This is a genomic window from Psychromonas sp. L1A2, assembly GCF_009828855.1.
Classification (GTDB): Bacteria; Pseudomonadota; Gammaproteobacteria; order Enterobacterales; family Psychromonadaceae; genus Psychromonas.
In genome coordinates this window covers 2,250,901-2,274,576 of the sequence record NZ_WUAG01000001.1, presented here as the reverse complement: position 1 = coordinate 2,274,576, position 23,676 = coordinate 2,250,901, and the positions used below count along the sequence as shown (strand labels likewise).

Annotated in this window: 21 protein-coding genes and 1 pseudogene; 11 read left to right on the top strand and 11 right to left on the bottom strand. The window is 34.4% G+C overall.

Annotation, left to right across the window (positions count from 1 at the left end; translation table 11 throughout):
* Window positions 1–321: 321 nt before the first annotated feature.
* Both GQR59_RS09595 and GQR59_RS09590 read left to right on the top strand, forming a co-directional pair.
* Complete coding sequence (locus GQR59_RS09595) at window positions 322–1,206, top strand: phosphate/phosphite/phosphonate ABC transporter substrate-binding protein (RefSeq protein WP_160061967.1); 885 nt, start codon at window positions 322–324, stop codon at window positions 1,204–1,206.
* A 31-nt stretch (window positions 1,207–1,237) separates the two neighbouring features.
* Window positions 1,238–3,967 carry a response regulator gene (locus tag GQR59_RS09590; protein ID WP_160061965.1) on the top strand — a complete coding sequence of 910 codons (2,730 nt, stop codon included), beginning with the start codon at window positions 1,238–1,240 and terminating at the stop codon, window positions 3,965–3,967.
* A 116-nt stretch (window positions 3,968–4,083) separates the two neighbouring features.
* Here GQR59_RS09590 and GQR59_RS09585 read toward each other — a convergent pair whose 3' ends face one another.
* Both GQR59_RS09585 and GQR59_RS09580 read right to left on the bottom strand, forming a co-directional pair.
* A complete protein-coding gene (locus GQR59_RS09585; RefSeq protein ID WP_160061963.1) occupies window positions 4,084–5,682 on the bottom strand; it encodes a B12-binding domain-containing radical SAM protein in 1,599 nt (532 codons plus the stop codon).
* A 154-nt stretch (window positions 5,683–5,836) separates the two neighbouring features.
* The gene (locus GQR59_RS09580) at window positions 5,837–6,733 is read right to left on the bottom strand and encodes a LysR family transcriptional regulator (protein WP_201288046.1); all 897 of its coding nucleotides are present in this window, start codon (window positions 6,731–6,733) and stop codon (window positions 5,837–5,839) included.
* Window positions 6,734–6,962: 229 nt separating this feature from the next.
* On the opposite strand from GQR59_RS09580, the gene GQR59_RS09575 reads away from it, so the two are divergent.
* From GQR59_RS09575 to GQR59_RS09565, 3 genes are all read left to right on the top strand, one after another.
* Window positions 6,963–7,865, top strand: a complete 903-nt coding sequence (locus GQR59_RS09575; protein ID WP_201288045.1) for a DMT family transporter — start codon at window positions 6,963–6,965, stop codon at window positions 7,863–7,865.
* A gap of 242 nt (window positions 7,866–8,107) precedes the next feature.
* Window positions 8,108–9,523, top strand: a complete 1,416-nt coding sequence (locus tag GQR59_RS09570) for an SLC13 family permease (protein ID WP_160061959.1) — start codon at window positions 8,108–8,110, stop codon at window positions 9,521–9,523.
* Between the two features lie 27 nt (window positions 9,524–9,550).
* Entirely contained in the window at window positions 9,551–10,033 is a 483-nt protein-coding gene (locus tag GQR59_RS09565) for a response regulator (protein ID WP_137297395.1), read from the top strand.
* 239 nt (window positions 10,034–10,272) lie between these two features.
* Here the strand turns inward: GQR59_RS09565 and GQR59_RS09560 are convergent, their stop codons facing one another.
* The 4 genes from GQR59_RS09560 to GQR59_RS09545 all read right to left on the bottom strand — a co-directional run bounded on the left by GQR59_RS09560 (window position 10,273) and on the right by GQR59_RS09545 (window position 13,700).
* Window positions 10,273–10,656: a 3D domain-containing protein gene (locus tag GQR59_RS09560; RefSeq protein ID WP_160061957.1), complete on the bottom strand. Its 384-nt coding sequence runs from the start codon at window positions 10,654–10,656 to the stop codon at window positions 10,273–10,275.
* Between the two features lie 48 nt (window positions 10,657–10,704).
* Complete coding sequence (locus tag GQR59_RS09555) at window positions 10,705–11,664, bottom strand: DUF2914 domain-containing protein (RefSeq protein WP_160061955.1); 960 nt, start codon at window positions 11,662–11,664, stop codon at window positions 10,705–10,707.
* 288 nt (window positions 11,665–11,952) lie between these two features.
* Window positions 11,953–12,570: a DUF938 domain-containing protein gene (locus tag GQR59_RS09550; RefSeq protein ID WP_160061953.1), complete on the bottom strand. Its 618-nt coding sequence runs from the start codon at window positions 12,568–12,570 to the stop codon at window positions 11,953–11,955.
* Between the two features lie 2 nt (window positions 12,571–12,572).
* Window positions 12,573–13,700 (bottom strand): GNAT family N-acetyltransferase, encoded by a 1,128-nt coding sequence (locus tag GQR59_RS09545; protein WP_160061951.1) that lies wholly within the window; start codon window positions 13,698–13,700, stop codon window positions 12,573–12,575.
* 300 nt (window positions 13,701–14,000) lie between these two features.
* Here GQR59_RS09545 and GQR59_RS09540 point away from each other — a divergent pair, with 300 nt between their 5' ends.
* The 3 genes from GQR59_RS09540 (at window position 14,001) to GQR59_RS09530 (ending at window position 15,865) form a co-directional block, all read left to right on the top strand.
* Window positions 14,001–14,648 carry an SOUL family heme-binding protein gene (locus GQR59_RS09540; RefSeq protein WP_236546703.1) on the top strand — a complete coding sequence of 216 codons (648 nt, stop codon included), beginning with the start codon at window positions 14,001–14,003 and terminating at the stop codon, window positions 14,646–14,648.
* A gap of 414 nt (window positions 14,649–15,062) precedes the next feature.
* Entirely contained in the window at window positions 15,063–15,461 is a 399-nt protein-coding gene (locus tag GQR59_RS09535; protein WP_160061949.1) for an acyl-CoA thioesterase, read from the top strand.
* 110 nt (window positions 15,462–15,571) lie between these two features.
* Window positions 15,572–15,865, top strand: coding sequence for a PilZ domain-containing protein (locus tag GQR59_RS09530; RefSeq protein WP_160061947.1), 294 nt, complete (start codon window positions 15,572–15,574; stop codon window positions 15,863–15,865).
* Between the two features lie 185 nt (window positions 15,866–16,050).
* Here the strand turns inward: GQR59_RS09530 and GQR59_RS09525 are convergent, their stop codons facing one another.
* Entirely contained in the window at window positions 16,051–16,800 is a 750-nt protein-coding gene (locus GQR59_RS09525) for a 4'-phosphopantetheinyl transferase family protein (RefSeq protein WP_160061945.1), read from the bottom strand.
* Window positions 16,801–16,889: 89 nt separating this feature from the next.
* Entirely contained in the window at window positions 16,890–17,192 is a 303-nt protein-coding gene (locus tag GQR59_RS09520) for a DUF496 family protein (RefSeq protein ID WP_137297402.1), read from the bottom strand.
* A 278-nt stretch (window positions 17,193–17,470) separates the two neighbouring features.
* Between GQR59_RS09520 and GQR59_RS09515 the strand changes: the two genes are divergently transcribed.
* Complete coding sequence (locus GQR59_RS09515; RefSeq protein ID WP_160061943.1) at window positions 17,471–18,850, top strand: PhoH family protein; 1,380 nt, start codon at window positions 17,471–17,473, stop codon at window positions 18,848–18,850.
* Window positions 18,851–19,165: 315 nt separating this feature from the next.
* On the opposite strand, the gene GQR59_RS09510 is transcribed toward GQR59_RS09515, so the two are convergent.
* Window positions 19,166–19,921 carry a PEP-CTERM sorting domain-containing protein gene (locus GQR59_RS09510; protein ID WP_160061941.1) on the bottom strand — a complete coding sequence of 252 codons (756 nt, stop codon included), beginning with the start codon at window positions 19,919–19,921 and terminating at the stop codon, window positions 19,166–19,168.
* Between the two features lie 337 nt (window positions 19,922–20,258).
* Here GQR59_RS09510 and GQR59_RS09505 point away from each other — a divergent pair.
* Window positions 20,259–20,864: pseudogene (locus tag GQR59_RS09505) on the top strand (PhoH family protein); the annotation flags it as partial.
* A 77-nt stretch (window positions 20,865–20,941) separates the two neighbouring features.
* Here the strand turns inward: GQR59_RS09505 and GQR59_RS09500 are convergent.
* Together GQR59_RS09500 and GQR59_RS09495 are read right to left on the bottom strand one after the other, a co-directional pair.
* Window positions 20,942–21,541: an RNA methyltransferase gene (locus GQR59_RS09500; RefSeq protein WP_160061939.1), complete on the bottom strand. Its 600-nt coding sequence runs from the start codon at window positions 21,539–21,541 to the stop codon at window positions 20,942–20,944.
* Window positions 21,542–21,732: 191 nt separating this feature from the next.
* Entirely contained in the window at window positions 21,733–22,092 is a 360-nt protein-coding gene (locus GQR59_RS09495; protein WP_160061937.1) for a DUF2750 domain-containing protein, read from the bottom strand.
* Between the two features lie 159 nt (window positions 22,093–22,251).
* Between GQR59_RS09495 and GQR59_RS09490 the strand changes: the two genes are divergently transcribed.
* Window positions 22,252–23,382, top strand: a complete 1,131-nt coding sequence (locus GQR59_RS09490; RefSeq protein ID WP_160061935.1) for a site-2 protease family protein — start codon at window positions 22,252–22,254, stop codon at window positions 23,380–23,382.
* Window positions 23,383–23,676 lie beyond the last annotated feature (294 nt).

Here is a 23,676-nt window from a genome sequence, read left to right as displayed (position 1 = left end):
TATAGTACTTGTTAGATTTACTATTGTAGCTCTTCAATTTTAATTAAACATAAAGTCCTGACGTTATTGTTTGCCCTAATACTATCTTAGTAAATATCTGTTAGTGCTTTGATTAGTGTTTTGATGCTTTTTAAAATGCGTCGCAAATTAATTCGCAATATGAGAATGCTAATGTTTAATTATTGGTTTTTATATGTCGATATATTTCCCATAAAAAATATTTAATATATATCAGTCATTTATGATTTGTTTTTTAATTTTGGGATGATGGAATGTTAATTGCCTTATTATAGATATTAGTCACTAAGCAAAGGCAAACTGATGAAAATATTAATTCCATTATTGATGACCATTTATATTTCGTTTTCTGTTTACTCCGTGAACGCAAGCACCATTGCAAATGGTGAAAATGCGATTAATCACTCTGTAAAAGAAATTGAAAATACTGAAGTGAGACCTTTAGTCTTTGGTGTCGTTCCTCAACAATCTGCAGCTAAGTTGGCTAGAAACTGGATACCTTTACTCAAATTTGTAAGTGAAAAAACAGGTGTTGAGTTAAAGTTTGCAACGGCTCCCGATATTCCTACTTTTGAAAGACGACTTGCTAATGGCGATTATGACATCGCGTATATGAACCCATATCATTATGTTGTGCTTAATAAAGAAGTCGGGTTTAAAGCGTTGGTACATGAGAAAGATAAAAGAATTAAAGGCATTATTGTGGCTAATAAAAATAGCTCAATCAATAAATTGGAAGACTTATCAGATCAAGTCATTGCTTTCCCTTCTCCAGCTTCTTTTGCTGCAACCTTGATCCCTAAAGCTAATTTAATTAATAAAGGTATCGGTTTTACATTTCAATATGTTAATTCTCATGATGCGGTTTATCGCAATATTGCCGAAGGCCGCTTTGTGGCTGGAGGAGGCATTATGCGTACTTTTAATGCCTTGCCTGAAAGCGTTAGAAGTAAATTAAAAATTATTTGGGCATCAGACAAGTATACACCGCATGCAATTGCTACTTATCCAAGTGTTAATGAAGCTAGTCGACAAAAATTAATTGCTGGTTTTTTAGCGGTTGAAAGTGCTGATACGAGTGTTCAATTGCTAACGCCACTTGCAATGAAAGGGTTTGTAAAAGCGAATTGTAATGATTGGGATGATGTTCGTGATTTAAATATCAACTTTTTACTTGGTCAAAAATAAACGTAGATATGTATTTACAAGGAAGTTATTTATGTCGTTTCGATTAAAAACAATGCTAATGATAGGACTAACAGAAGCGCTATTTTTACTGTTATTACTGTGGCAAGCATTAGCTTATATTGAACGCTCTGGTGAAGAAGCGCTATATAGCCGAGCGAGCGAAACGTCACATCTATTTAGTTTATTGGTTAAAAGTTCGGTTATTTCGTCTGATATTGCTTCTCTTGATGAAATTACTCAGCAAATAGTAAAACTGAAAGACATTCGTTATATACGTGTTATCGATAATATAGGTGTTTTGGCGCAAGCGGGTGACACAAGTAGCTTAAAAAATGGCTTTATTGAAGATACTAAAGTGTATCAAATTGACGATGGTCTTTTTGATGCTCAAGTATTAGTGTCGGTATCAGGAGTGGAATTCGCAAAAGTCCAAGTGGGTTTATCTGTTGACTCATTATTGTTATTTGTCACTGATGCTCGTTATCGTTTAATTATGATCGCATTAGCTGAATTATTGATTGTCGCTTTAGTCTCTTTAATTTTGAGCCGATATTTAACAAAAGGTTTACTCGCTCTACAAAAAGTAGCATTAGCAGTTACTAAAGGAGATATGAGCTCTCGAGCAACAATCATATCAAAAGATGAACTTGGTGTTACCGCTGGAGCTTTTAATGTTATGTTGGATAAGATTAATTGCGATCAGAAAAAACTTAATAAAAATGCAATTCACCTCACTAAAGCGAAGCAAATAGCAGAAGACGCCTCTCAAGCTAAATCCAGATTTTTATCGCAAATGAGCCATGAAATACGTTCTCCAATGAATGCAGTTTTAGGTGCAGTCAATTTAGTAGCTGAACAAATTAAAGAGCCCCCTGAATATATTCGCTTGTTAAATACGGCTAAAACCAGCGGTAATGCGTTACTTGGTGTTGTGAATGACATACTCGATTTTTCTAAAATTGAGGCAGGGCACATGGAGTTGAAATTCAGTGAAGTTAACCTAGCAGAATTAGTGGAAGATGTACTGAACAGTGTGGAAGCAAAGACTGCTAAGAATGAGTTAACCTTGTTAGGAGATGTATCACCAGGCGTGATTGGACGTGTTATTACCGATGCAATCCATTTCCGCCAAATACTGAATATTCTTGTTGATAATGCTTGTAAATTTACAGACAAAGGCGTGGTGATGGTATCACTTAGTCGCGTGACATCAGAAGATGGTGATGAAATGTTGCACGTAAGTGTGAAAGATTCTGGTATGGGGATTAAACAGAGCTCTCTGACTAAGATATTTGATGAATTTGAACAAGTCGATTCAACATTAGAAGCAAGAACCTCTGGTACTGGGCTTGGTTTAAATATTGCCCAAGGACTTATTAATTTAATGAAGGGGTCTATTGGTGTTAGCAGTGTACTAGGCGAAGGTAGTGAATTTTATTTTACCTTGCCCGTTATATTTGTTGACCAAGCTGAATTGAAAATGCCTATGCTTGAAGGGCCAATGGTATTGGTTTCTAGCAATCACAGTTTACGTACTATTTTTACCGAAAAAATGAGTTACATGAATGTTGATTATTTTGAGTTTGATAATATTAGTGTTTTACGCGAGCAAATGGACGAACGTTTTTTAAGCAATACTGCTATCTGGTTAATAGATGATAACGTATTGAGTAACGCCGAAGAATGTCATAATGATTGGGTAAATAGCCTTAACATTAATATCAATTGTATTAGTAGCCTAGGGAAGGAATTGCCTTTACCTTATCGAGATTTTAACCGTATAAATAGACCGATATTTTGTCATGATATATGCTATTTAAGTTCCATTAATAAAACTAATGTATCGGTAAAAATAAAAAGGGTACGTAGTCAGAATAATCAGAAAAATAGTATCTTGTTAGTGGATGATATAGAAGCAAATCGTTTCATAGCAGGGGAAACCTTAAAGAATCGTGGTTATAAAGTGTGCTTTGCTTGTGATGGTATTGAAGCGCTAGAGATATTAGAAAAACAATCATTTGATGTGATTTTAATGGATGTTCGTATGCCAAGAATGAATGGCATCGATGCAGTAAGATATTTAAAAAGTGGTGAGAGTCTTAATCGTCATACACCTGTTATTGCGATGACAGCTAATGCTGAAGTCTCGGAAATGGAGAGGTGTAAAGCGGCTGGAATGGATGACTTTATTGGTAAGCCTTTTGATACTCAAATATTAGTTGAATGTATTAATCGTTGTATATACAACACTAAAATTAAGATGCAATCTATTACTGAAACTAAAGCTGAAACTAAAGCTGAAACTAATATAGAAAATAACTACGATGAAAGTAATAACAACCATGCTACTAACAACACGAATAATGGCAAAGATGAGTTAACAGAAGAAGCATTTTTATCGAAAGAAGTATTACTATCAAAAGAGTCGCTTAAAGCTTTAGTTGCTGATACATCACCTGTCGCCGTTTTAACCTTAATTGGCTTTTTTATCGATGATATCAACCATCGTAGTGAGTTGATTAACCAGTCCCTTAAAAGCGCTGATTTAGAGGGGCTTGGTGATCATGCTCATGCATTAAAAAGCTCAGCAGGTTCACTAGGTGCTGAAGCTATGTTTTCATTCTGTAAAAATTTAGAGCAAGCTAGTTTAGCAAAAGACCTTCCTAAAGCTGAAGGTATCTGTAAACAGCTAAATCTTATAGCTGAACGGACTTTAGTGGTTTACAAAGACTTCAAAAATAGCCAAACAGACTCTGCTTAAGGTTCAATTAAAAGATTAGCTAAAGCTATTAAAAACGAGCTTTTAAACAATATAGGAGCTCGTTTTATTTTTCATGTTAATGAAATAGATTAAGAAAGCATTAGTAGCTTCATTTTTTACTGCATGTGCTGCTTTTGGCGCTGTAATAACTTACTTGGTTTAGTAGAGTCTTTTACTTGTGCAGCATAAAGATTAAGTGTGTTGAATACACTTTTAAGGCCTGAAGCCGTGTAGTCTCGTTCAAGTTGTGGTAGTACTACTTCATGTTGTTCAGGAAACAAAGCAACAACGGATTGTGAAATTAATTCATATAAGCGCTTAAGATTAATCTTATGTGTTTGGCCCGTCTCGTCGAATATCCAGTTAGAAATTGCCATAAAGTTATCAAAGGGCTTATCAGCGAGTAGGTAATCTAAGGTGTGTTTAAATCGTCCTGAATTACCGATCATATCCCAATATCTTGCAAAGCGATTAACCAATTGCATGGTGGCAAAATCGACACGATCCGTACTTAAAATATTAAATGGTGGTAACGGGTTAAAACGTAAATCAAAATTTTCAGTGTGTCTAATAATCGGGCTTCCTTTAAGGCGCTTTAAAATACCCATTTGTATTTCATGTGGCTTACACGCGTATAGCTGATCGAAACTATCCTTAAAAGTATCAAAAGTTTCACCTGGTAGTCCAAAAATTAAATCGGCATGAATATGTGCGGTCGTATTTTCTTTCAACCAGATTAAATTATCTTTGGATTTTTTGTTATTTTGTTTACGACTAATATTAGTTTGTACTTGTTGATCAAAGGTTTGAATACCAATTTCAAACTGCAATGTATTCTCAGGAAACAGCGCTAACATTTCTTTTAGTTTTCTAGGCAGATGATCTGGTACAACTTCAAAATGCAGATACAAGTCATCGGTCATTCTATCTAAGAAAAACTGCATAATTTGTAGTGACGTATTAATGTCTAAATTAAAGGTTCTATCAATAAACTTAAAGTTACGAGCACCACGTTCATACAATGTGAGCATTTGCTTTAAGAACACGGTTAACTCGTAAGGATTGGATTTAGTGTCTAACGAAGACAAACAAAATTCACATTTGAAAGGGCAGCCGCGAGATGCTTCAACATAGAGTAAACGATTCTTTAAATCTTCATCGGTATAATATTGATAAGGCATTTCAAGATCTTTTAAATCAACGGGTTTTGATTTCATGATCTTTGTATCTGGTGCATTATTGCTCAGAAGATCTCTACAAAGCTCATAGAAGCTGATATCTGCTTCACCTGTTAATACATAATCTGCCGTTTGAACAATAAGTTGCTCTTCTGATTCATAACTTACTTCAGGCCCGCCGAGTACTATTGTAACTTCTGGGGCAATGACTTTTAGTAGGCTAACCACATTAGTTGTTTCAACAATATTCCAAATATAAACCCCAAAACCTACTATCGATGGCTTGGCCGCTAGTATTTGTTCAACAATATCTAATGGACGAGTATGAATAACAAATTCTTTAACTTCACAATTATCTTGCAACTCTTTTAAGTTCGCATACAAGTAACGTAGCCCTAAACTAGAGTGAATATATTTAGAGTTAAGCGTTGAAAGTACGATGCTAGAAGGAGTTAACCCCTCAATAACGGGTACTTTCTCTTCATTGTTACCAGTACGCATAATGGTGAGTTCATTATCGAATTGTTGAATAGTCATTAAAGCTCTTAAATCTCGGGGGAATATATGCGCGACATAATACAGTAATCGCTTATGCTATTCAGCGTCTATTTTCTCTAATGAGAAAGGGAGCGATTTAATGTTTCATATCTACATAAATGGACCCTGTAAATAACTCTGTCTAATTGCGAGTTTACATTGTCTTATACCAACGAGCTAAAAGTGTAGCAAGTTGTTTACTAGGACTCCCTTTCTTTTCGCTTTCTCGGGTGAGTGCAGACCAAGCAAGATCAAGTCCTTTTGATCCTAGTTTAGTTGAGCTAATTCTTTGGGTTTTAAGGGCTGCACTGACCGCCCACTTTGACAAGATGCTTACGCCTAAGCCCGCACTGATTAATTCAATAATCGCATCGGTCATTTCAACGATCTCTAACTGTTGTGGAATAATGCCTGAAGGACTAATAAAACGGTCATATTCAAAGCCAGGTAATACGGTTTGGCTATAGGTGTAGTAATGTTTATCTCTGAGATCTTCGGCTTCAATGAAATCTTTACTGCTTAACGGATCGAGATAGGGCGTTACGAGTATTAACTCATCTATAAAAAGAGGTGTCTGGCTAATACCTGGTGTAGCAAGGTGCCCTGGTGCAATCACAATATCTACTGAGCCATGTTGCAAACTACTTATTGGGTTTTGTGTCGCAGAGGCGACTAATCTTATTTTTAAGTTCGAGGTATTTTGGTTAACAAATTTAATAAAGTCAGGCAGCCAGTAATAGCAAGAATAAGAAGCAACACCCAAGCGTACTACTTGATTATTTAGACTCGCATTTGATTCAAAATCTGTCTCTGCTCGTTCTAATATAGGGAGAGTTTGTAATGTCGCTTTTGTTATTAATGATCCAGCGGGTGTTAATTTTAAACGACGACCTTCTTTTTCAAAAAGCTTTCCACCTAATCGACGTTCAGCTTCTGCAATGCGGTGGCTCAATGCTGATTGACTAATACCTAAAGCATCGGCTGCTTGCGCAACATTACCTAACTCTGAGATAGCTCGGAGCATTTGCCAGTGTTTGATTTCAAGTTTCATTGAATGTCCCATTGGTAAATATGAGTAACGTCATATTAAGAACGCTACATTAATAGCTTTGTCTCTTTTTTATATTAATATTATGCATGTATTTATTTATATATTCACTTATATATTAATGTAATTTCCTATACCGTCTATCGATACAAAGTATCAAATATACTTTAGTAGAAAGAGTCTAAGGTTTTATAAGGCAATTTATAAACATTTAATGATAGGAATAAAGGAAATGGAATCACAAACGAAGGGGCCATTGTTGGTGTTATTAGCTGCTATTGGATTTGGTTTTAATCCATTGTTTGTTCAGATTCTTTTTGCACAAGGCATGACACCTGAAGTGGTCACGCTTTATCGTTTTGTTTTACCTTGTATTTTGTTGTTATTTTTTTTACCTACTCCTGTGACTTTGTGGAGAGAAGTGAGCAGAATGTTAATGATAGGCTTAGCTAACGGCCTTGCTATGTTAGCTTACTTTTATGCTTTACAAACTTTACCGTCCGCCACTGCTATTTTAATTTATTATACTTATCCTTTTTTCTCGCTATTGATTGGTGTGTTAATTTTTAAACGTACAGTCAGTATCAATGCTTTATTATCTGCAGCGTTAGTGTTAATTGCTGCTTCGTTAGTGATTGAGCCTTCACAATTATCTATGGAATCTAAGTGGCTGGTCATGGGCTGTTTTTTAGCACCGATGATATTTGCTTTTCAAATACAATATTTAGCAAAACCTAAACAGAACTTATCTACACTTGGCCGTATGGCTTGGAGCACCATAGGGCATTTAATTGTGTTGATTCCGCTCGCTATTTATAGTTTTCCTGTGATGCTCTTTCCTGATGGACTTAATGGATGGTGGGCATTATTGGGGCTCGCTTTTCTTGCCGCAGCCTTACCTCAATATTTATTTGTAATAGGTGCAATTAAAACAAAACCTGAAGTTATTGCTATTTTGGGCGCTACTGAGTTGGTAGTCGCTATGCTGTCTTGTTCATGGTTGCTTGATACTGCCTTAACACGGCTTGATATTACTGCGATGTTATTAGTCATTGTGGCACTTTGTATACGACACCCAAAGTCTATTGCACAACCTAAATCTATGTTATTGGTCGTTGAAACAGATTTAAAATAACAAGATCTTGTCTTATTTAGAAAACTAATTAATAAAACTTAATATTATGAAAGGTAGTCTAATGGAGGAATTTTAATAATGTCTGCTATAAAGCAAGGTTAAATAAACAGATTTTTTGACCTCCTCTACAAATCTATAACAACTTTACATTTATCAAATCTTTTATTGATCTAACACTGTTCTCATCAAGATTATACTATTGATAATGGTATAAAGCGTGTTTAGGTTCAGGAGGCTACAAAGTGTATAGATATTTAAAATATATGTTGCCAATAGCCATACCATTATTGATTCTTTATTTACCATTATCTGCTTTTCCTTTTGAAGGTATGACGATTGTTCAACAACGTATTGCGGCTATTTTCGTATTCGCTACGCTCAGTTGGGTATTAGAGCCAATCCCTATTTATGCTACTTCTGTCGCAATTATTGCGCTTGAGCTGTTTTTAGTGTCCGATAAAGCGATCATACTTTTTCGTGGCGCAGAAGGAACTGAGCAATATGGTGTTGTAATCAATCATGTCGATATCATGGCTACCTTTGCCAGCCCGATTATCATGCTTTTTTTAGGTGGGTTCTTTTTAGCTATTGCCGCTACAAAATTTCGTTTAGATGTTAATTTAGCAAGAGTGTTACTTCGTCCATTTGGTGATAATCCACGTTATGTCATGTTAGGACTGATGTTGATCACGGGAATGTTTTCAATGTTTATGTCAAACACCGCAACAACTGCCATGATGTTGTCAATTTTAGCTCCTGTGATTGCATTGTTTAGCCCTAAAGATCCTGGTCGTATAGCTTTTGCTTTATGTATTCCTCTTGCTGCTAATATAGGTGGAATTGGAACTCCTATTGGTACGCCACCAAATGCTATTGCACTTAAATACTTACAAGGTATCAACAGTATTAATTTTGGCGAGTGGATGGCATTTGGGGTGCCTTTTGCTTTGTTAATGATGGCTTTTTCATGGTTTCTTATCAATAAACTTTTCCCTGCTAAACAACAGAAAATTACATTAGATATTCAAGGCGAGTTTTTAAAAACACCGAAAGCGTTGTTAGTTTATACGATATTTATTGTTACTATTTTATTATGGTTAATGGGCTCTGTTCATGGAATGAATTCTTATACGGTGGCAATGCTCCCTGTGACTGTTTTTCTCATGACTGGTATCATTACTAAAGATGATTTAAAGAAAATTTCATGGGATGTATTGTGGTTAGTATCCGGTGGTATTGCATTAGGTTTAGCATTAGATAAAAGCGGTTTAGCGGAATTGATCGTTTACAGCATTCCCTTTAACTCTTTTTCTCCTTATGTGGTGTTAGTTGGCGCTACCTTGATGAGTTGGTTGATGGCTAATTTTATGTCTAATACTGCAACAGCAAATCTGTTGTTGCCTATGATGGCAGCATTAGGCGCTTCAATGACTTCATTAGCTCCATTGGGAGGTGAAGTCGCTTTGATATTAGTGGTTACCTTTGCCTCTTCACTCGGTATGGCATTACCTATTAGCACGCCGCCTAATGCGTTAGCTCATGCTACTGGCCACATAAAAACAAATGACATGGCTAAGGTAGGTATTATCGTTGGACTATCTGGTGTATTACTAAGCTTTGTTGTCGTTTGGGTATTGAATCTATTAGGTCGAGTTTAGAACAGGCATCTACTTTAGAGGGAAATCATGGATAAATTACATCTTGTTTGTGTCGATGAAGATAGCGAAGTGACGTTTAAACTATTACATGATCTCGCGCCATTAACTGAATTTTTAACCTTCACTCAATGCCATTCAGCCGATGAAGCTATAACTAAGTTAGATAGTATTGATAGACAAGGAGACTTTGTCGCAATATTAGTTTCTGGGTTAACTGAATGCGCTGAATGTGCAAAGCAATTGTTAGACGTTATAGCGGAAGATACTCGATTTGATCATACCAAAAGAATATTGATTGCCAATGATACGTCAAAAGAGGTACTGATTAATGCGATTAATGTGGCTCATATTAATCGTTTTTATGAATTGGACTGGGATGCTGAGCTTTTATTGCAACAAGTTAGAGTACTACTAACAAAATACATTTTTGCCAAAGGGCTAGATTATGAAAAGTACCAATCTCAGCTAGATTCTGAAACAATATTAAAGCGTATGCGAAAGCGACTTTGACTTTTTATTTGTTATTTATTATTTTTTATTTTTTATTTGCTCATGATTTACCCATTTTTACTTACTGTTGGGTTGTTTATAACGATTTTAGCTTGGGTATTTTTAACTATTAATTGGTTAGCTTTATAGTGTTTAAATGTTAATCGTGTATAAATTTAGATCTTGGATTCAAACAATAAGTGCACTTAATAAAATTAATGCACGATTTTAGATTATAAAAAAATGTAAATTATTAAGGGTTATTCTTCGTCTGTCCAATAAATAACAACTTGTTGTTTCCCCCATTCTCTGGCTTTCTCAACATCTTTGCCCATGTAAATATCGATCTTCTTTTTCCAACGTTTGTTCATTTTATCTAAGACTCTAAATGTGCCTTCAAAACCTTCGATTTTGACTTCTTGTTGATGAGTGAGTCCAAGTTTTATCAGATCTCTGGATACGGCAATAGACTTCATGCCTGGTTTTAGCTTATCACCCCATGCTGCATGGTTTGGTGTCGAATCAGTTTCTCCTACACTCGAAGTATAAGCACTAGCAGTTACCGTTAATGATTGTTCTGCTATAGCAAAACCCATAAATGACATAAGAGTTAGCACAGTAACGATATTAAGGTTGGATTGCATAATAAATAGTCCTTTATTCGTTTTTATTAAAAGTCATCACAAGTAAACCTAGTATTCAAATTGACTAATAGCGAGTACGTCACCGTTTTCATTTTGAAGTTCAACTTTCCATTGGCCATGCATATTTGGCTGGACAAATTTACTTGAATGGCTTCTCCAACGATTGCCTATTACCCCTATTCGTATTTTCGCAACGTCTTCATCATTTAAACTCCATTGATAATAGAGCGTCGTATTTTTTGAGTCATCAACTTGAGAGAAGGCATAGATCGTTGCAATGTTATTTTCAAAAGTAATATCGTTGATAGTGCCTACAGGTTCATTTTCTATTACATTTTGTGAAATGATAAAGCGTGAAACATTATCAGAAAAGAACTCTGTTTTAACTTGAGTGAACAGTGCCGATGGATTATTAGTCTTTATTTCAGGTGCATCAGTTGTCGCCGTATTTAAGGATGTCGATGTATTACCTGTTAAATTGTTCATTTTATCTTCGATAACAGGGGGTTGTTCAGTCTGATAACTTGTGACGTCTGGCACTGTTGTATTCTCAATTGATGAAGTCTTTTGATTTAACTGAGTAATAGCAGAAGTGATTTTTGTAAGCTCACTTTCTATGTCATCAACAGGTGTTGCATCGCCATTGATATTTTCAATACCAGGGCTGTCTAATTGAGTTTGCTCTTGTGCCTTTACTTGTATTTTTGTCTCATTTGGTATGTTGGCAGTTGTTGTTGAACCTGAATTTTCTATTGAAGAAATTTGGGATACCGTTGTTGCTGGCTCTGTACTGTCAGTTTCTGCTGCTATTGTTTGATTCTCATCAGTATTGTCTTGGGAAAAATAATAAGTACCGTAATAAACACTACTGCCGATGGCCATAAACACTAGGAGAGAACATCCAATTATTCTGCCCCAGTGGTACTGATATTTTTTTTCATCCTGAGTGATACTAGTTTGTTGCGGTTTAAAATTAACTCGGATGGTAAATTTTTCCGATTCTTTCATGCTTTTGATCTCACTGAGGTGTTGATAAGTAATAAAATATTGGACTATTAATACAATTAATAATTCAAAGATACTTTTAGGCTATTTTCATCTAATGTGATTATTATTTTACTTATTTGGTATGTATTTGCTACTTTTCTAAGTCTAAATCGTTAAATGAATTGATGTTAATGATAACTTAATCATTGAATAGGTAGAGTTGGGAAGGGCAGCTACACTAAGATTGAGTGTTAAGTCCTAAAAATCAATCTAGTGCGTGGTTAGATTCACTGCAAGCAACTAGTTAGGTTATTTGTTTGAAGTCTGTTTTTGAAAGCATAATAGCTGATTGTTAGCGGGCATTGCGTGATCATTTATTAAATTAAGATTTGCTAAGCTTGCCAATATTAATATGTCTTCTATATTACGAATACCACTGTTTTTATCTCTCTCTTTTAGCCAAAAATCAAAGTTTTCATTGCTTTCGCTAGTAAATTTCCCTTTATATTTAAAAGGACCGTAAATGCAAATATGATCCCCTTCTGACAAGTTATTCGCAATGCCTTCAAAAAATTTAACCACTAATGGCCAACTTATTATGTGTAATGTATTCGCTGTAAACAATGCATCTATTGGTAATGCTTTGTTTGGTACAGGCCAATCTTCATTTAAATCCACTATAATAGGTTTTACAACATTAACGAGTAAACTGTCGTCTAACCATTGGCTAATGCCGAAGTGGTTGATTGCTAAATCACTGGTTTGCCATGTTAAATGTGGTAAATGTTGAGCAAAGAAAACAGCATGCTGCCCTGTACCAGAACCGATTTCTAATACATGTTTATTTGATGAAAATACTGAAGCTAACAGATCAAGGATAGGTTTTTTGTTATTTTCAGATGCTTGGGAAAAAGGTTTATTAGTCATTTTTAATCTAATTTTTTGAAGGGTAATAATTCGCGACATTGTGCTTGGTAGATTAGCATATGAGTTTGCTCTTGTTGACAAAAATCTTTAATTGCATCTTTAAAGCTTGGGTGCATTATCCAATGATAAGAATAAGTTAGGATAGGCTCAAAGCCTCTTTGTATTTTGTGTTCTCCTTGTGTACCTGGGTTAAAGCTTGTGAGATTATTTTCAATACAAAACTCAATACCTTGGTAATAACACAATTCAAAATGTAAATTATTATAGTATTCAGTACATCCCCAATAACGCCCATATAATTGTTTGTCATCGTAAAAAAATAATGCACAGGCAACATCTTCTTGGCCATTATCTGCAATCAGTAATAATACATTACCAGTCATTTTACTGACTATATCTTTAAAAAACTCTGCATTTAAATGCGGCTGGTGGCCACGTTTTAAATAAGTTAATTGATAGGTTAAGTAAAAGAAATCTAAGTCTTTTTCTGTTATTTGATGGTTGAATAACCGTCGAATGCTAATCCCCTGTTGTGACACGGATAATCTTTCTTTACGTGTACTTCTTCTTTTACGTGATGTGAACGTATTTAAGAAGTCATCGAAGGTTTTATAATCACGATTAAACCAATGAAATTGTACCGTATTACGTTGATAGACATCTTCTGGTAACGTTGTTGTTATTTCATCGCAATACAATAAATGCCAACTGTTAATTTGTTCTTGTTCACAATGTTGTATTAGCGGTTCAAATAAATTGCGTAAGTGTAGCTCTGAAGATAGTAATTTATCACTATTGACAGGCGTAAAAGGAATGGTCGCTACTAATTTAGGATAATAATCAATGTTGTATCTTTTAAATGCATCTGCCCAATCCCAATCAAAAACATACTCTCCCCATGAGTGACTCTTTAAATACATTGGCATTATTGCCAGTACATTATTATCAGCTTTGGCAATTAAGTGATGGGGTTGCCATCCTTGTTGACTACAAACCGATTTGCTATTTTCAAGCGCATTAAAAAAATCATAACGAAGAAAAGGGCATTTTGAATGATTTAATTTATGCCAATCACTCTCATTTACTGCTTCAATAGAATTAACGAAGTTAATGTTTATATGGGTGGTCAATTGAAATTCCTTAATTGCTATCTGGAAAAGCTTATTGTTCGTAACTAATGTTGCTATCACTTTAATAATTTTTGTATATCTAATTTATTACCTAGCATACCGCGATAAACCATGAAGATAGGTACTATTTTTGGCTTATTAAATCTTTAAAGCACTTTAATGTGCTTGAAGTGTTTATTCTAGTGCTATGTATGATCTGCCTGAGTTTTGTACTCGTATTGGAATGGTATTGATACCAACTAATAAAATGAAGTTGAATTTCTTATAATAAATTTAAGGCTAATATTAATGAAATATGCGATGAAATACACAAAACAGAGTATGTTGAGAGTTCTATTAATAAGTACTTTTATGTTGATTGGCAGTGGAGGAGTAATGGCGACAGAAGAAGCTAAATATCAAGTTAACTATCAACAAGAAAACTTTCAAGTTCGACAATATGAGGCTCACATTGTTGCAGAGACGATTGTTGATAGTGAATTTGAAGATGCAGGTAGCGAGGCTTTCCAACGTTTGTTTAAATATATTTCAGGTAATAATACGGCTAAACAAAGTATCGATATGACAGCACCTGTTAGCCAAGAAGCCGATGGCCAAAAAATTGATATGACATCGCCAGTAGGGCAGCAAAGTGTGAACGGTCGTTGGGCGGTTAGCTTTATGATGCCTGCGTCTTCATCTTATGAGACTCTTCCTAAACCTAATGACAGTGAAGTTGTATTGAAACAGGTACCAGAACGATACATCGCTTCTATCGAGTATTCAGGTTTTTGGAGTGAGACATCATATAAAGAAAATAAGAATAAGTTACAAGCATGGATAAGCAAAAATGGTTACCAAGTAATAGGTGAACCTATTTGGGCCCGCTATAACGATCCATTTACTCTCTGGTTCTTAAGACGTAATGAAATTTTAATTCCTATTGAAAATCCTTCAATTAGCCAGTAAAAATATCCGTTCACGGATTGAAAATATTATTTGGGACGGTGTGTTATTTAAGTCAGTTAAATATTTAATACATCGACCTATTACAACTCAATCGATTGCAACTTATTTTGACGTCATCTATATTTTCATCTTTTTCATACTTCTTTTTATGCCTATCATTGATTGAAAATATTCAATAAAATAGACCTGATTACTCATTAATTAATAGTCATTTATATTGATAGGTTTCCTTCTTTAGTCTGTTCAATGAGGAAGTTTATATCTGTAGTGATAATATAAGTGTTATAGTGATCAATAGCTTATGATTTAAATTAGCGCTTTAAAATAGTGAAACATGTTATTCATAAGCTTGTTGTATATTAAAAAAGCACAAGTGTTCGCTGTATTTTACTAAATAAAGTAGGTTAGATTCACATGAGTAATAAAATATACCATCATCCTGTTCAGATTTATTACGAAGATACAGATCATTCCGGTGTCGTTTATCATCCTAATTTTTTAAAGTATTTTGAACGTGCTCGTGAGCATGTGATTGATAGTCAACGTTTAAATAGATTATGGAATGATCAAGGTATTGGTTTTGCCGTTTATAAAGCTAATATGACTTTCCAAGAAGGTGTGGAGTTTGCTGAAGTATGCGATATTCGCACTAGTTTTATTATTGAAGGTAAATATAAAACACTATGGCGACAAGAAGTTTGGCGCCCTAATGCAATCAGACCTGCCGTTATTGGTGATATTGAAATGGTATGCTTGGATAAAGATAAGCAATTACAGCCTATACCTAATGAAATTTTAGCCTTACTCGTATAAATTATATTTTTAGCAATGTTACGGCTCTCTCAAACTTATTAAAATAACGATTTCACGCTTGCAGAAATAGTATTTATAAGTCATTTTAGTACTTTAAAAAAGGGATAATTATGATTTTTGCAAAAAATGAACAACGCTCGTTTCATCGAATGGAAATTAATTTACCTATCGAAATTACAAAAGATGAAAAAACGTATCATGGGATTTGTAGTGATTTAAGTAGCACTGGAATGCGAATTTCGCTAGAAAAAGCAGAATTAAATGAAGGTGATGAAGTGAATATTCATCTTCGTACTGATGATGAGCGCTTTTTGCCATTAAATGCGACTGCCAAATTATTGCGAGTGAATAAATCGGAAGATGGAAGCTTTTCTGCTGCCGTTGAGTTCTTAGATTTAGAATAAACGTTAATTAGTTGAATCACCAACTCATTTAATTGGTTAAAACAGTTGGCAAATACTGTTATATTTTATAATCAAAATATATTTTTTAGAACTCTATTTATAAGAGCTCTGTTTATAAGACATTTCTTTATAAAGCTGGAGGCAGCCACTTGTAGTTCGTACTAACTTGTTTTTAAGTCGACTGATTAATTTGTTAATAAATGTTTAGCATCAAAATATTTTATAGTTTGTTGTAATGTACTTGTACGGCATATTGCTAATGATTGTTCATTAAACAGGGTTTGATGGCATTGCCAAGGTGCAAATTTGTCTAACGAATAATGATCATTAAAATTGATATCTACGTTTTGTGTTAGTCGTTTTTTAAGGTCAAAGTAAAAAGTATCTAAGCCCAACGCAATCCCAATCCCTGTTGCCTTCACAAATGCTTCTTTTAATGTCCATATTTCAAAAAAACGTTGTTTTTGTTGTTCCCCTGTTAAGTGGCTAAGTTGCTTATGTTCTTGTTTTGCAAAATAACGTCGACTAATCGGTTCAATACTGATCTTTCGTTTTGGATTTTCTATATCACATCCAATGTCATCATTTGCACAAACTACCATTACAATTAATTCGTTGTTATGGCTAAGGTTAAAGCGAAGTGCATTTATATTATCAACCAACTCAGGTTTGCCGTGCCGATTGCGTATAAATTTTAATGATGCAGGTGTCTTGTTTGTATACTGAGCGAGTATTAAGCGACATAGCGCTCGGGTAACGGTAGATGTATGTTGGGCCGGTTTGTTTTTATATTGTTGGAGTTTTAACGTCTCTTCATTACTCAGCAAAGCACGTAATGATGTCATTGCCTCTGTTGATAATTGATGAGGTTCAATAAACCACAAATCAATATGGTTAGTGTTTAAAGCGTTAAGAGAAGAGCGAGGTAGAAACAATTATTCACCATTTATAAAAATAAACTTATAAAGTAAAAAAGATAGCTAGGCTATCTTTTTTATAATCAATTTAGCATTATCTAAATGATTTATTTAGTTGATTCTGGACGTCTAAATGCATTGATTTGTTTATTTACTTCACGACGTTCTTTTGATAACTCAGCACCAGTGATGATATGGTCGTCAACACGATCTTCATAGTCAGATTGCATGTTTTTGATAATGTTAACAATATCTGCATGACTCATATTGGGTGTGATGTACTCAGATAAGTTTGTTAATAGATCCACACGTTTGCGGTTATCACGGATTTTTTTCTCGTTATCAATGATTTCACGCTTTAGTTTGTTTTTACGTCGAGTGTTTTTTACCAATTCAAGAACAGTACTCATTTATCACACCTTTTTATTTATACACTTAATGATTATTTAAATAGTAACAAATAATATTATTCGTTTAATTAAATCAATAAATTGCTGATTTTTACTTAGAATTTAATTATACGCTGCATATTCATTTACGAAACCGATTTTTTAAAAAAATGTTAGATAAATGACATATTATTGGACTTTTATGATTTTTTTGTAAAAGATAGTCGTGTCATAAAAACGTAATAACTTACTGTTTATATAAAAACTCCACTGCAACATCATAACCAGAGGAATTATTCATGACAGATATCGCACGTAAATTTTATATACTAGATACCAATGTTTTATTACATGAACCTTTAGCTTTATATTCCTTTCAAGAACATAATGTTGTCATTCCCATGACAGTCTTAGAAGAGTTAGACCGTATCAAAGATAGGCAAAAAGATGTTAGTAGAGATGCTCGGGTTGCAATCCGTAGTTTAGAACAACTTTTTCAAGATGCGACAACAGAACAAATTAGCCAAGGAGTTGAAATAGACCATAAAGGTGTTCAGTTAGGTGGCGTTATTTCTATTTTTGCTGATCATCATGCCTCTTTTATACAAGAATCTTTTAGTGAAGATGAACCTGATAATCGTATTATCAACGCTGCGTTATACCTACAGAAAAGTAAAGCTCCTGCCAAAGTTATTCTAGTCACTAAAGATATCAATATGCGCCTTAAAGCGAAGGGGGCTGGACTTAAATTCGTAGAAGACTATAGAACTGATCAAGTAATTGATGATGTCGATCTATTAAGCAAAGGCTATCAAAAAGTAGAAGGGCAATTTTGGGATAACATAAAAGAATGCGATACCTTCAATCGCGGCGAAGATACTTACCACCAACTAAAATCTGAAAAAATACTTAACCCTTATACTAACCAATATGTCATTGATGAAAAAAACGATTTTGTTGGAAAAGTGACAGATCATTTTAAGGATGAAGTTGAGTTATTAGACATCGGTTATGATCGTTTAATGAATCAGCAGGCTTGGGGAATTACACCAAAGAATATATATCAAGGTATGGCGATCAATGCGTTGTTAGATCCTAAAGTCGATTTAGTGATTTTAACGGGACCCGCGGGATGTGGGAAAACCTTACTCGCTGTTGCAGCTGCCCTTGAGTTAGTGATTGAAAATAAACAATACGATAAGATTATCGTGACGCGAAATACGCCTGATATTGCCGAAAATATTGGTTTTTTACCTGGAACGGAAGAAGAAAAAATGATGCCTTGGTTAGCTTCGGTGACTGATACATTAGAAGTGCTACATAAAAATGATAATTGTAGTGCCAGTTCCGTTAACTACATTATGGATAAAGCCAATATTCAATTTAAATCAGTCAATTTTATGCGAGGCCGGAGTATCCAAAACAGTTTTGTATTACTGGATGAGTGCCAAAACTTAACCGCATCTCAATTGAAAACTATCATTACACGTTGTGGTGAGGGCACTAAAATAGTGTGTTCTGGCAATCTTGCTCAAATCGATAGTAATTACCTTACACCTGTCACATCGGGATTAACTTATATAGTGGAGCGTTTTAAGGATTTTGAAGGAAGTGCCAATATTTATTTAAATGGTGTTATGAGAAGTCGATTAGCTGAGTTTGCTGAGGAGCATTTATAATATGAATTTAATTAGAAATTATTAAGACTGAATCATTTTATCTATCATAAATGAGAATTCATTTTGTCTAATAATACTGATGTACCTTTTAGAAGGATACCGAAAATATTGGTATCTAAAGATAAAAATAATTATTTTTATGCAGGATATTTAGTCCAATTGATATAACGCAAAGCCTTATTCATCTGCTGTAGTAGCTAGATATGAATATCGTTAACCATCTCAATGACAGAGTTAAATACAGTAGAAGTACATAACATGATTTAAATAAGCTTTAATCATGTTATGTACTCTTCAAATACGGATTAAATTATTTTAAACTTTTTGTTTTTTACGATAAAAACCAATACCAGCTAAACTTAGCCCAAATAAAAGTATTGATGCAGGTTCAGGTACATTAACAACTGCACCACCACCATCAGCTCCATTGGTATTTATATTGTTTTGAGATAAAAAAGTCGCAGCACCAGTGCTAGTATCCAGAGAAAGAGTTGCACCAGAGTAAGTAAATCCATACAAAGTATTATTAAGGTAATTCAAACCATAAACTGAAGAATATCCAGTTGAACCAATCAATGTTCCACTACCATCTGTAGTATTCAATGACCAAAGGCTATCTCCATTACTACCTGTTGAAGATGATAGATAAAGGTTGCCTAAATCATCAAAAGAAATATCACCAGATGAATAATATGAGCCCGTGCCTATTAAAGAGCCACTGCCAGTTGTCGTATCGATTGTATATAAACCATTTCCACCACTACCGTACAATGTACCATTACTAGCGAATGTCAAACCGTTTACACTTGCACCAACATTTCCGATTAAAGTAGTCGCTGCTGTTGTTTGGTCGATCGAATAAAGTCGATTACCGCTCGTGACACCATACAATGTGTTTGAAGTACTTAATGCGATATCATACATAACCCCTGTATTACCTATTAAAGTAGAGTTATTAGTACTGACATCATAATCATATAAGTTACCATTAGATGCGCCAATAAACGTCGCATGTGCTGAACTTACACATAAAATTATTGCACTGCTTATAGCATAAATTATAGGTTTCATTTTATATCCTTATTTTAGGTTTTATTAATTAAAAAAGCATCATTGCTATTTTCGATTAAATATAAAGCATAAAATATTCCAATTTAATAAAACACAGTAAGATCAATTAACTGTCAATTAAAAATAAAGTGTGACGTGTTGTATCATCCAAAATATAGTCTAAATAAAAAAATGTGTAAAATATATCGACAAAGAATCACAGTTCATAAGTAAGTTTAATATTTTTAAGTCGCTCTTGTTTTATACAAAGAACAAATGTCGGCTATATACCCGTAACCGTTCAAGGTGCTTTGTTCAGTCGTTAGCTTGAATGGTAACGGGTATATATAAATGTAAGGCGATCAATGCACTATTAGACCCTAAGGTTAATTTGGTTATTTTAACGGGCCTAGCAGATACTGGGGAAACCTTGCTCGCTGTTGCAGCTGCCCTTGAGTTAGTGATTGAAAATAAACAATACGATAAGATTATTGTGACGCGCAATACGCCTGATATTGCCGAAAATATTGGTTTTTTACCTGGAACGGAAGAAGAAAAAATGATGCCTTGGTTAGCTTCGGTGACTGATACATTGGAAGTGCTACATAAAAATGATAATTGTAGTGCCAGTTCCGTTAACTACATTATGGATAAAGCCAATATTCAATTTAAATCAGTCAATTTTATGCGAGGCCGGAGTATCCAAAACAGTTTTGTATTACTGGATGAGTGCCAAAACTTAACCGCATCTCAATTGAAAACTATCATTACACGTTGTGGTGAGGGCACTAAAATAGTGTGTTCTGGCAATCTTGCTCAAATCGATAGTAATTACCTTACACCTGTCACATCGGGATTAACTTATATAGTGGAGCGTTTTAAGGATTTTGAAGGAAGTGCCAATATTTATTTAAATGGTGTTATGAGAAGTCGATTAGCTGAGTTTGCTGAGGAGCATTTATAATAAACTAGCTTATTTGTAAAAAGTATTGGCTTTTTAATGTGCATAAAGCCAATACTGTTCATTTAAAGCTTAAGGTGTTAACTCTTTTCTGCTTGTGCTCTTTCTAATCTTTTAGCTTCTTTGATCATATTGTTTTTATACTTCAATTCTTTTACTTTAATTTTGTTATTTTTATCTCGACTATTTTTAATTAAATCATTATCGAGTTGATGTTGTTGTGATTTTGCTAATTTGTCATAAAGAACAACATTCACTGAGGCCGCTAAATTCATACAACCAATCGTTGGAATATAAACAACTGCATCAGCTTTATTGATCACCTGTTGTTTGATAGTGCCGTCTTCTGGGCCGAATAAATACATGGCATTTTCAGGGTGTTCAAAATTCGGTAATGGAATTGCACCTTCAATTAAATCAACACAGACTAGTTTCATACCAGGTTCTAACGCTGTTAATAGATCTTCGTAATGTACTAAGGGGACAATTTCGTGGACTTTTTGAGTGTCTGCCGCTAAACGAACCGCGCGATTAAATCGATCGCCAGAGTAAACCACTTTCTGTGCATCGTAACAACCCGCTGCACGCATAGCGCCGCCAACGTTAGATGAGCTTTTAGGATTAGTAAGGGCGATCATGGTACGAATTTTTGAGCTAGATTCTAGTTTATTTTCAGACATAATAAATTGGCACAGTAAGTAAGAGTTGAGGGTTGGAATAGGTTATAAGCATGTTAGGTTTCATTTACTTTACTTTTGATAGAGTTCAATCGTTATGAACTTCAATTGTCAGATAATAAAGGAGAAAAAGCTAACACGCTTTTAATGATTAACTATTATTTATTTAACTAATTGCAATAAAGAATAGTAAATTATAACGCTTCGATTTGGCCAAGTGCTTCAGTAAACTCTGACAAACCTAATTCAATATCATCTTCATTACCAACCCAGTTAAGGCCAACGATTACATCGTCTTCAACTAAATCTTCTAACCAAAACTCAAACCAATCCGCTAATGCAATAGGTGCTGGCGTATAATCTTCCCATTCTTCGATACAATGAGTTTTTGCAAGCGCTTCAGACGACCATAAAGGCATTACTTCAGTTTCTTCATAGCTCATTGAATCCATCACGACCCAATCACCACTTGCTTTATCTTGTAGTGCCCATAAAAGTTGACTTTCTTTAACGTCATCTTGGAATTTTTCTAATGCAGCAATGTTCTGAGTCATGGTGCTTCTCTCTTATCATGAAGTAGTAAAACTAAAAACGCTTAGTATACGGGTTAAGACGATAATTGATAGTCAGAAATAAGGATGTTTTGGTGCAATGAGTTGATAGTCAGTTTTTTTAAATTCTGTCATAATTGCGTCGACTAAAAAGGAAAAATCATGGAATTATTACAATTAGAACATTACGGAAAAACATTACGCCTTGAAGCATCAATGGCTGGTTGGCAGCAACTCTATTGGGGAGACCAAATTGTATCGCAAATTACGGCGAGCGAGTTCGCGGAAGGTAAAAAAAGTCATGAGTTTGAACTATTTCAGCAAGCGGCATTAAATGAACTCCCTTTAACACCTGATGCAGACCAACCAGAAAGTGTGACAATAAAGTGTAAGTTAGATATCGAACTTGAATGGCAGCCTTTTTTGCTTAATTATTCATTTTATGAAAATGAAGAGTTAATAAAAGAGGCGTCCCGTAACGAAAAAGATATCGAACAACAAACACCGATAAAAGTGGTTTCAGAGCCTAAAAAAATAAGTATTCTTGGATTAGGCTCATTAGCACTAAAGCTATTTAAAAGCGCCAAAATCATTAAAGTAGTATTAGCTGGAGCAAGTATTGCTGCTTACAGCTGGTTTTTCTCTTTTCAATTTGCAGCTGCATTGATAGCTTGTTTAGTTTTTCACGAATACGGTCATATTCGAGCTATGAAATATTTTGGCATGAAAACTAAAGGTATTTATTTAATTCCGTTTGTTGGTGGGCTCGCGGTATCCGATGAAAAAATTAACACACGTTGGCAAGATGTGGTGATTTCGATTATGGGGCCGACGTTTGGACTAATAATGTCATTAGTGTGTTTAATTATTTATTGGTTAACAGGCAGTGAATTTTTTGCTGGTTTAGCGACATTTAATGCCTTGCTTAATTTATTTAACCTTTTACCTATTTTACCGCTTGATGGTGGTCATATATTAAAAAGCATTAGCTTTTCTATGAACAGTAAAATTGGTTTGTTAGCTTGTGTGTTAGGTGCTGCTGCGGGCGTCTTTATTAGTTACGCATTAGGATTAGCACTATTAGGCTTTTTACTATTAATAGGCAGTGTTGAAATAGTATTTGAATGGAGAGCACGTTTTAATAGCCATTTATTACCATTAGATCGTTACGGTCAATTATTTTCAACAACTTGGTATCTACTAACAGTGGGCGCCTTAATAGGTATCATTTTTTATTTTGCAAAATCGGGTGATCAATTATTATCGCTTCCTTTAATTATATTAGGTAGCTAATCGTTAGGTAAATAAGCGAGCGCGATAAATTAGACATCCAAAAAGTAAGTTAGACCGTGCTCGGCAAGGTAAAATATTAACATTTGATATCATGATTCTTTTAAAGTAGATTAGCGTTAAATTTTTTACAACTTTTATACCTTTTTATGGTCGTAAAAAGTGTTCGTAATAAAGCCAGTCTCTACTGGCTTAATTTTTATAGTCATAGATGTTTATCAAAACGTTTTATTTTATATTGGTTTAACGTTTAATAATCAACATTTAGCATCAATGACATAATTAATTACGCTTATA

Bases quoted from the DNA above. Each gene is read 5' to 3' on its own strand.
- GQR59_RS09580 (WP_201288046.1), bottom strand. From the start codon at position 6,733: ATGAAACTTGAAATCAAACACTGGCAAATGCTCCGAGCTATCTCAGAG.
- GQR59_RS09515 (WP_160061943.1), top strand. From the start codon at position 17,471: ATGACAGATATCGCACGTAAATTTTATATACTAGATACCAATGTTTTA.
- GQR59_RS09540 (WP_236546703.1), top strand. From the start codon at position 14,001: ATGAAATACACAAAACAGAGTATGTTGAGAGTTCTATTAATAAGTACT.
- GQR59_RS09590 (WP_160061965.1), top strand. From the start codon at position 1,238: ATGTCGTTTCGATTAAAAACAATGCTAATGATAGGACTAACAGAAGCG.
- GQR59_RS09560 (WP_160061957.1), bottom strand. From the start codon at position 10,656: ATGCAATCCAACCTTAATATCGTTACTGTGCTAACTCTTATGTCATTT.
- GQR59_RS09565 (WP_137297395.1), top strand. From the start codon at position 9,551: ATGGATAAATTACATCTTGTTTGTGTCGATGAAGATAGCGAAGTGACG.
- GQR59_RS09510 (WP_160061941.1), bottom strand. From the start codon at position 19,921: ATGAAACCTATAATTTATGCTATAAGCAGTGCAATAATTTTATGTGTA.
- GQR59_RS09535 (WP_160061949.1), top strand. From the start codon at position 15,063: ATGAGTAATAAAATATACCATCATCCTGTTCAGATTTATTACGAAGAT.
- GQR59_RS09495 (WP_160061937.1), bottom strand. From the start codon at position 22,092: ATGACTCAGAACATTGCTGCATTAGAAAAATTCCAAGATGACGTTAAA.
- GQR59_RS09575 (WP_201288045.1), top strand. From the start codon at position 6,963: ATGGAATCACAAACGAAGGGGCCATTGTTGGTGTTATTAGCTGCTATT.
- GQR59_RS09550 (WP_160061953.1), bottom strand. From the start codon at position 12,570: ATGACTAATAAACCTTTTTCCCAAGCATCTGAAAATAACAAAAAACCT.
- GQR59_RS09530 (WP_160061947.1), top strand. From the start codon at position 15,572: ATGATTTTTGCAAAAAATGAACAACGCTCGTTTCATCGAATGGAAATT.
- GQR59_RS09520 (WP_137297402.1), bottom strand. From the start codon at position 17,192: ATGAGTACTGTTCTTGAATTGGTAAAAAACACTCGACGTAAAAACAAA.
- GQR59_RS09500 (WP_160061939.1), bottom strand. From the start codon at position 21,541: ATGTCTGAAAATAAACTAGAATCTAGCTCAAAAATTCGTACCATGATC.
- GQR59_RS09555 (WP_160061955.1), bottom strand. From the start codon at position 11,664: ATGAAAGAATCGGAAAAATTTACCATCCGAGTTAATTTTAAACCGCAA.
- GQR59_RS09585 (WP_160061963.1), bottom strand. From the start codon at position 5,682: ATGACTATTCAACAATTCGATAATGAACTCACCATTATGCGTACTGGT.
- GQR59_RS09595 (WP_160061967.1), top strand. From the start codon at position 322: ATGAAAATATTAATTCCATTATTGATGACCATTTATATTTCGTTTTCT.
- GQR59_RS09490 (WP_160061935.1), top strand. From the start codon at position 22,252: ATGGAATTATTACAATTAGAACATTACGGAAAAACATTACGCCTTGAA.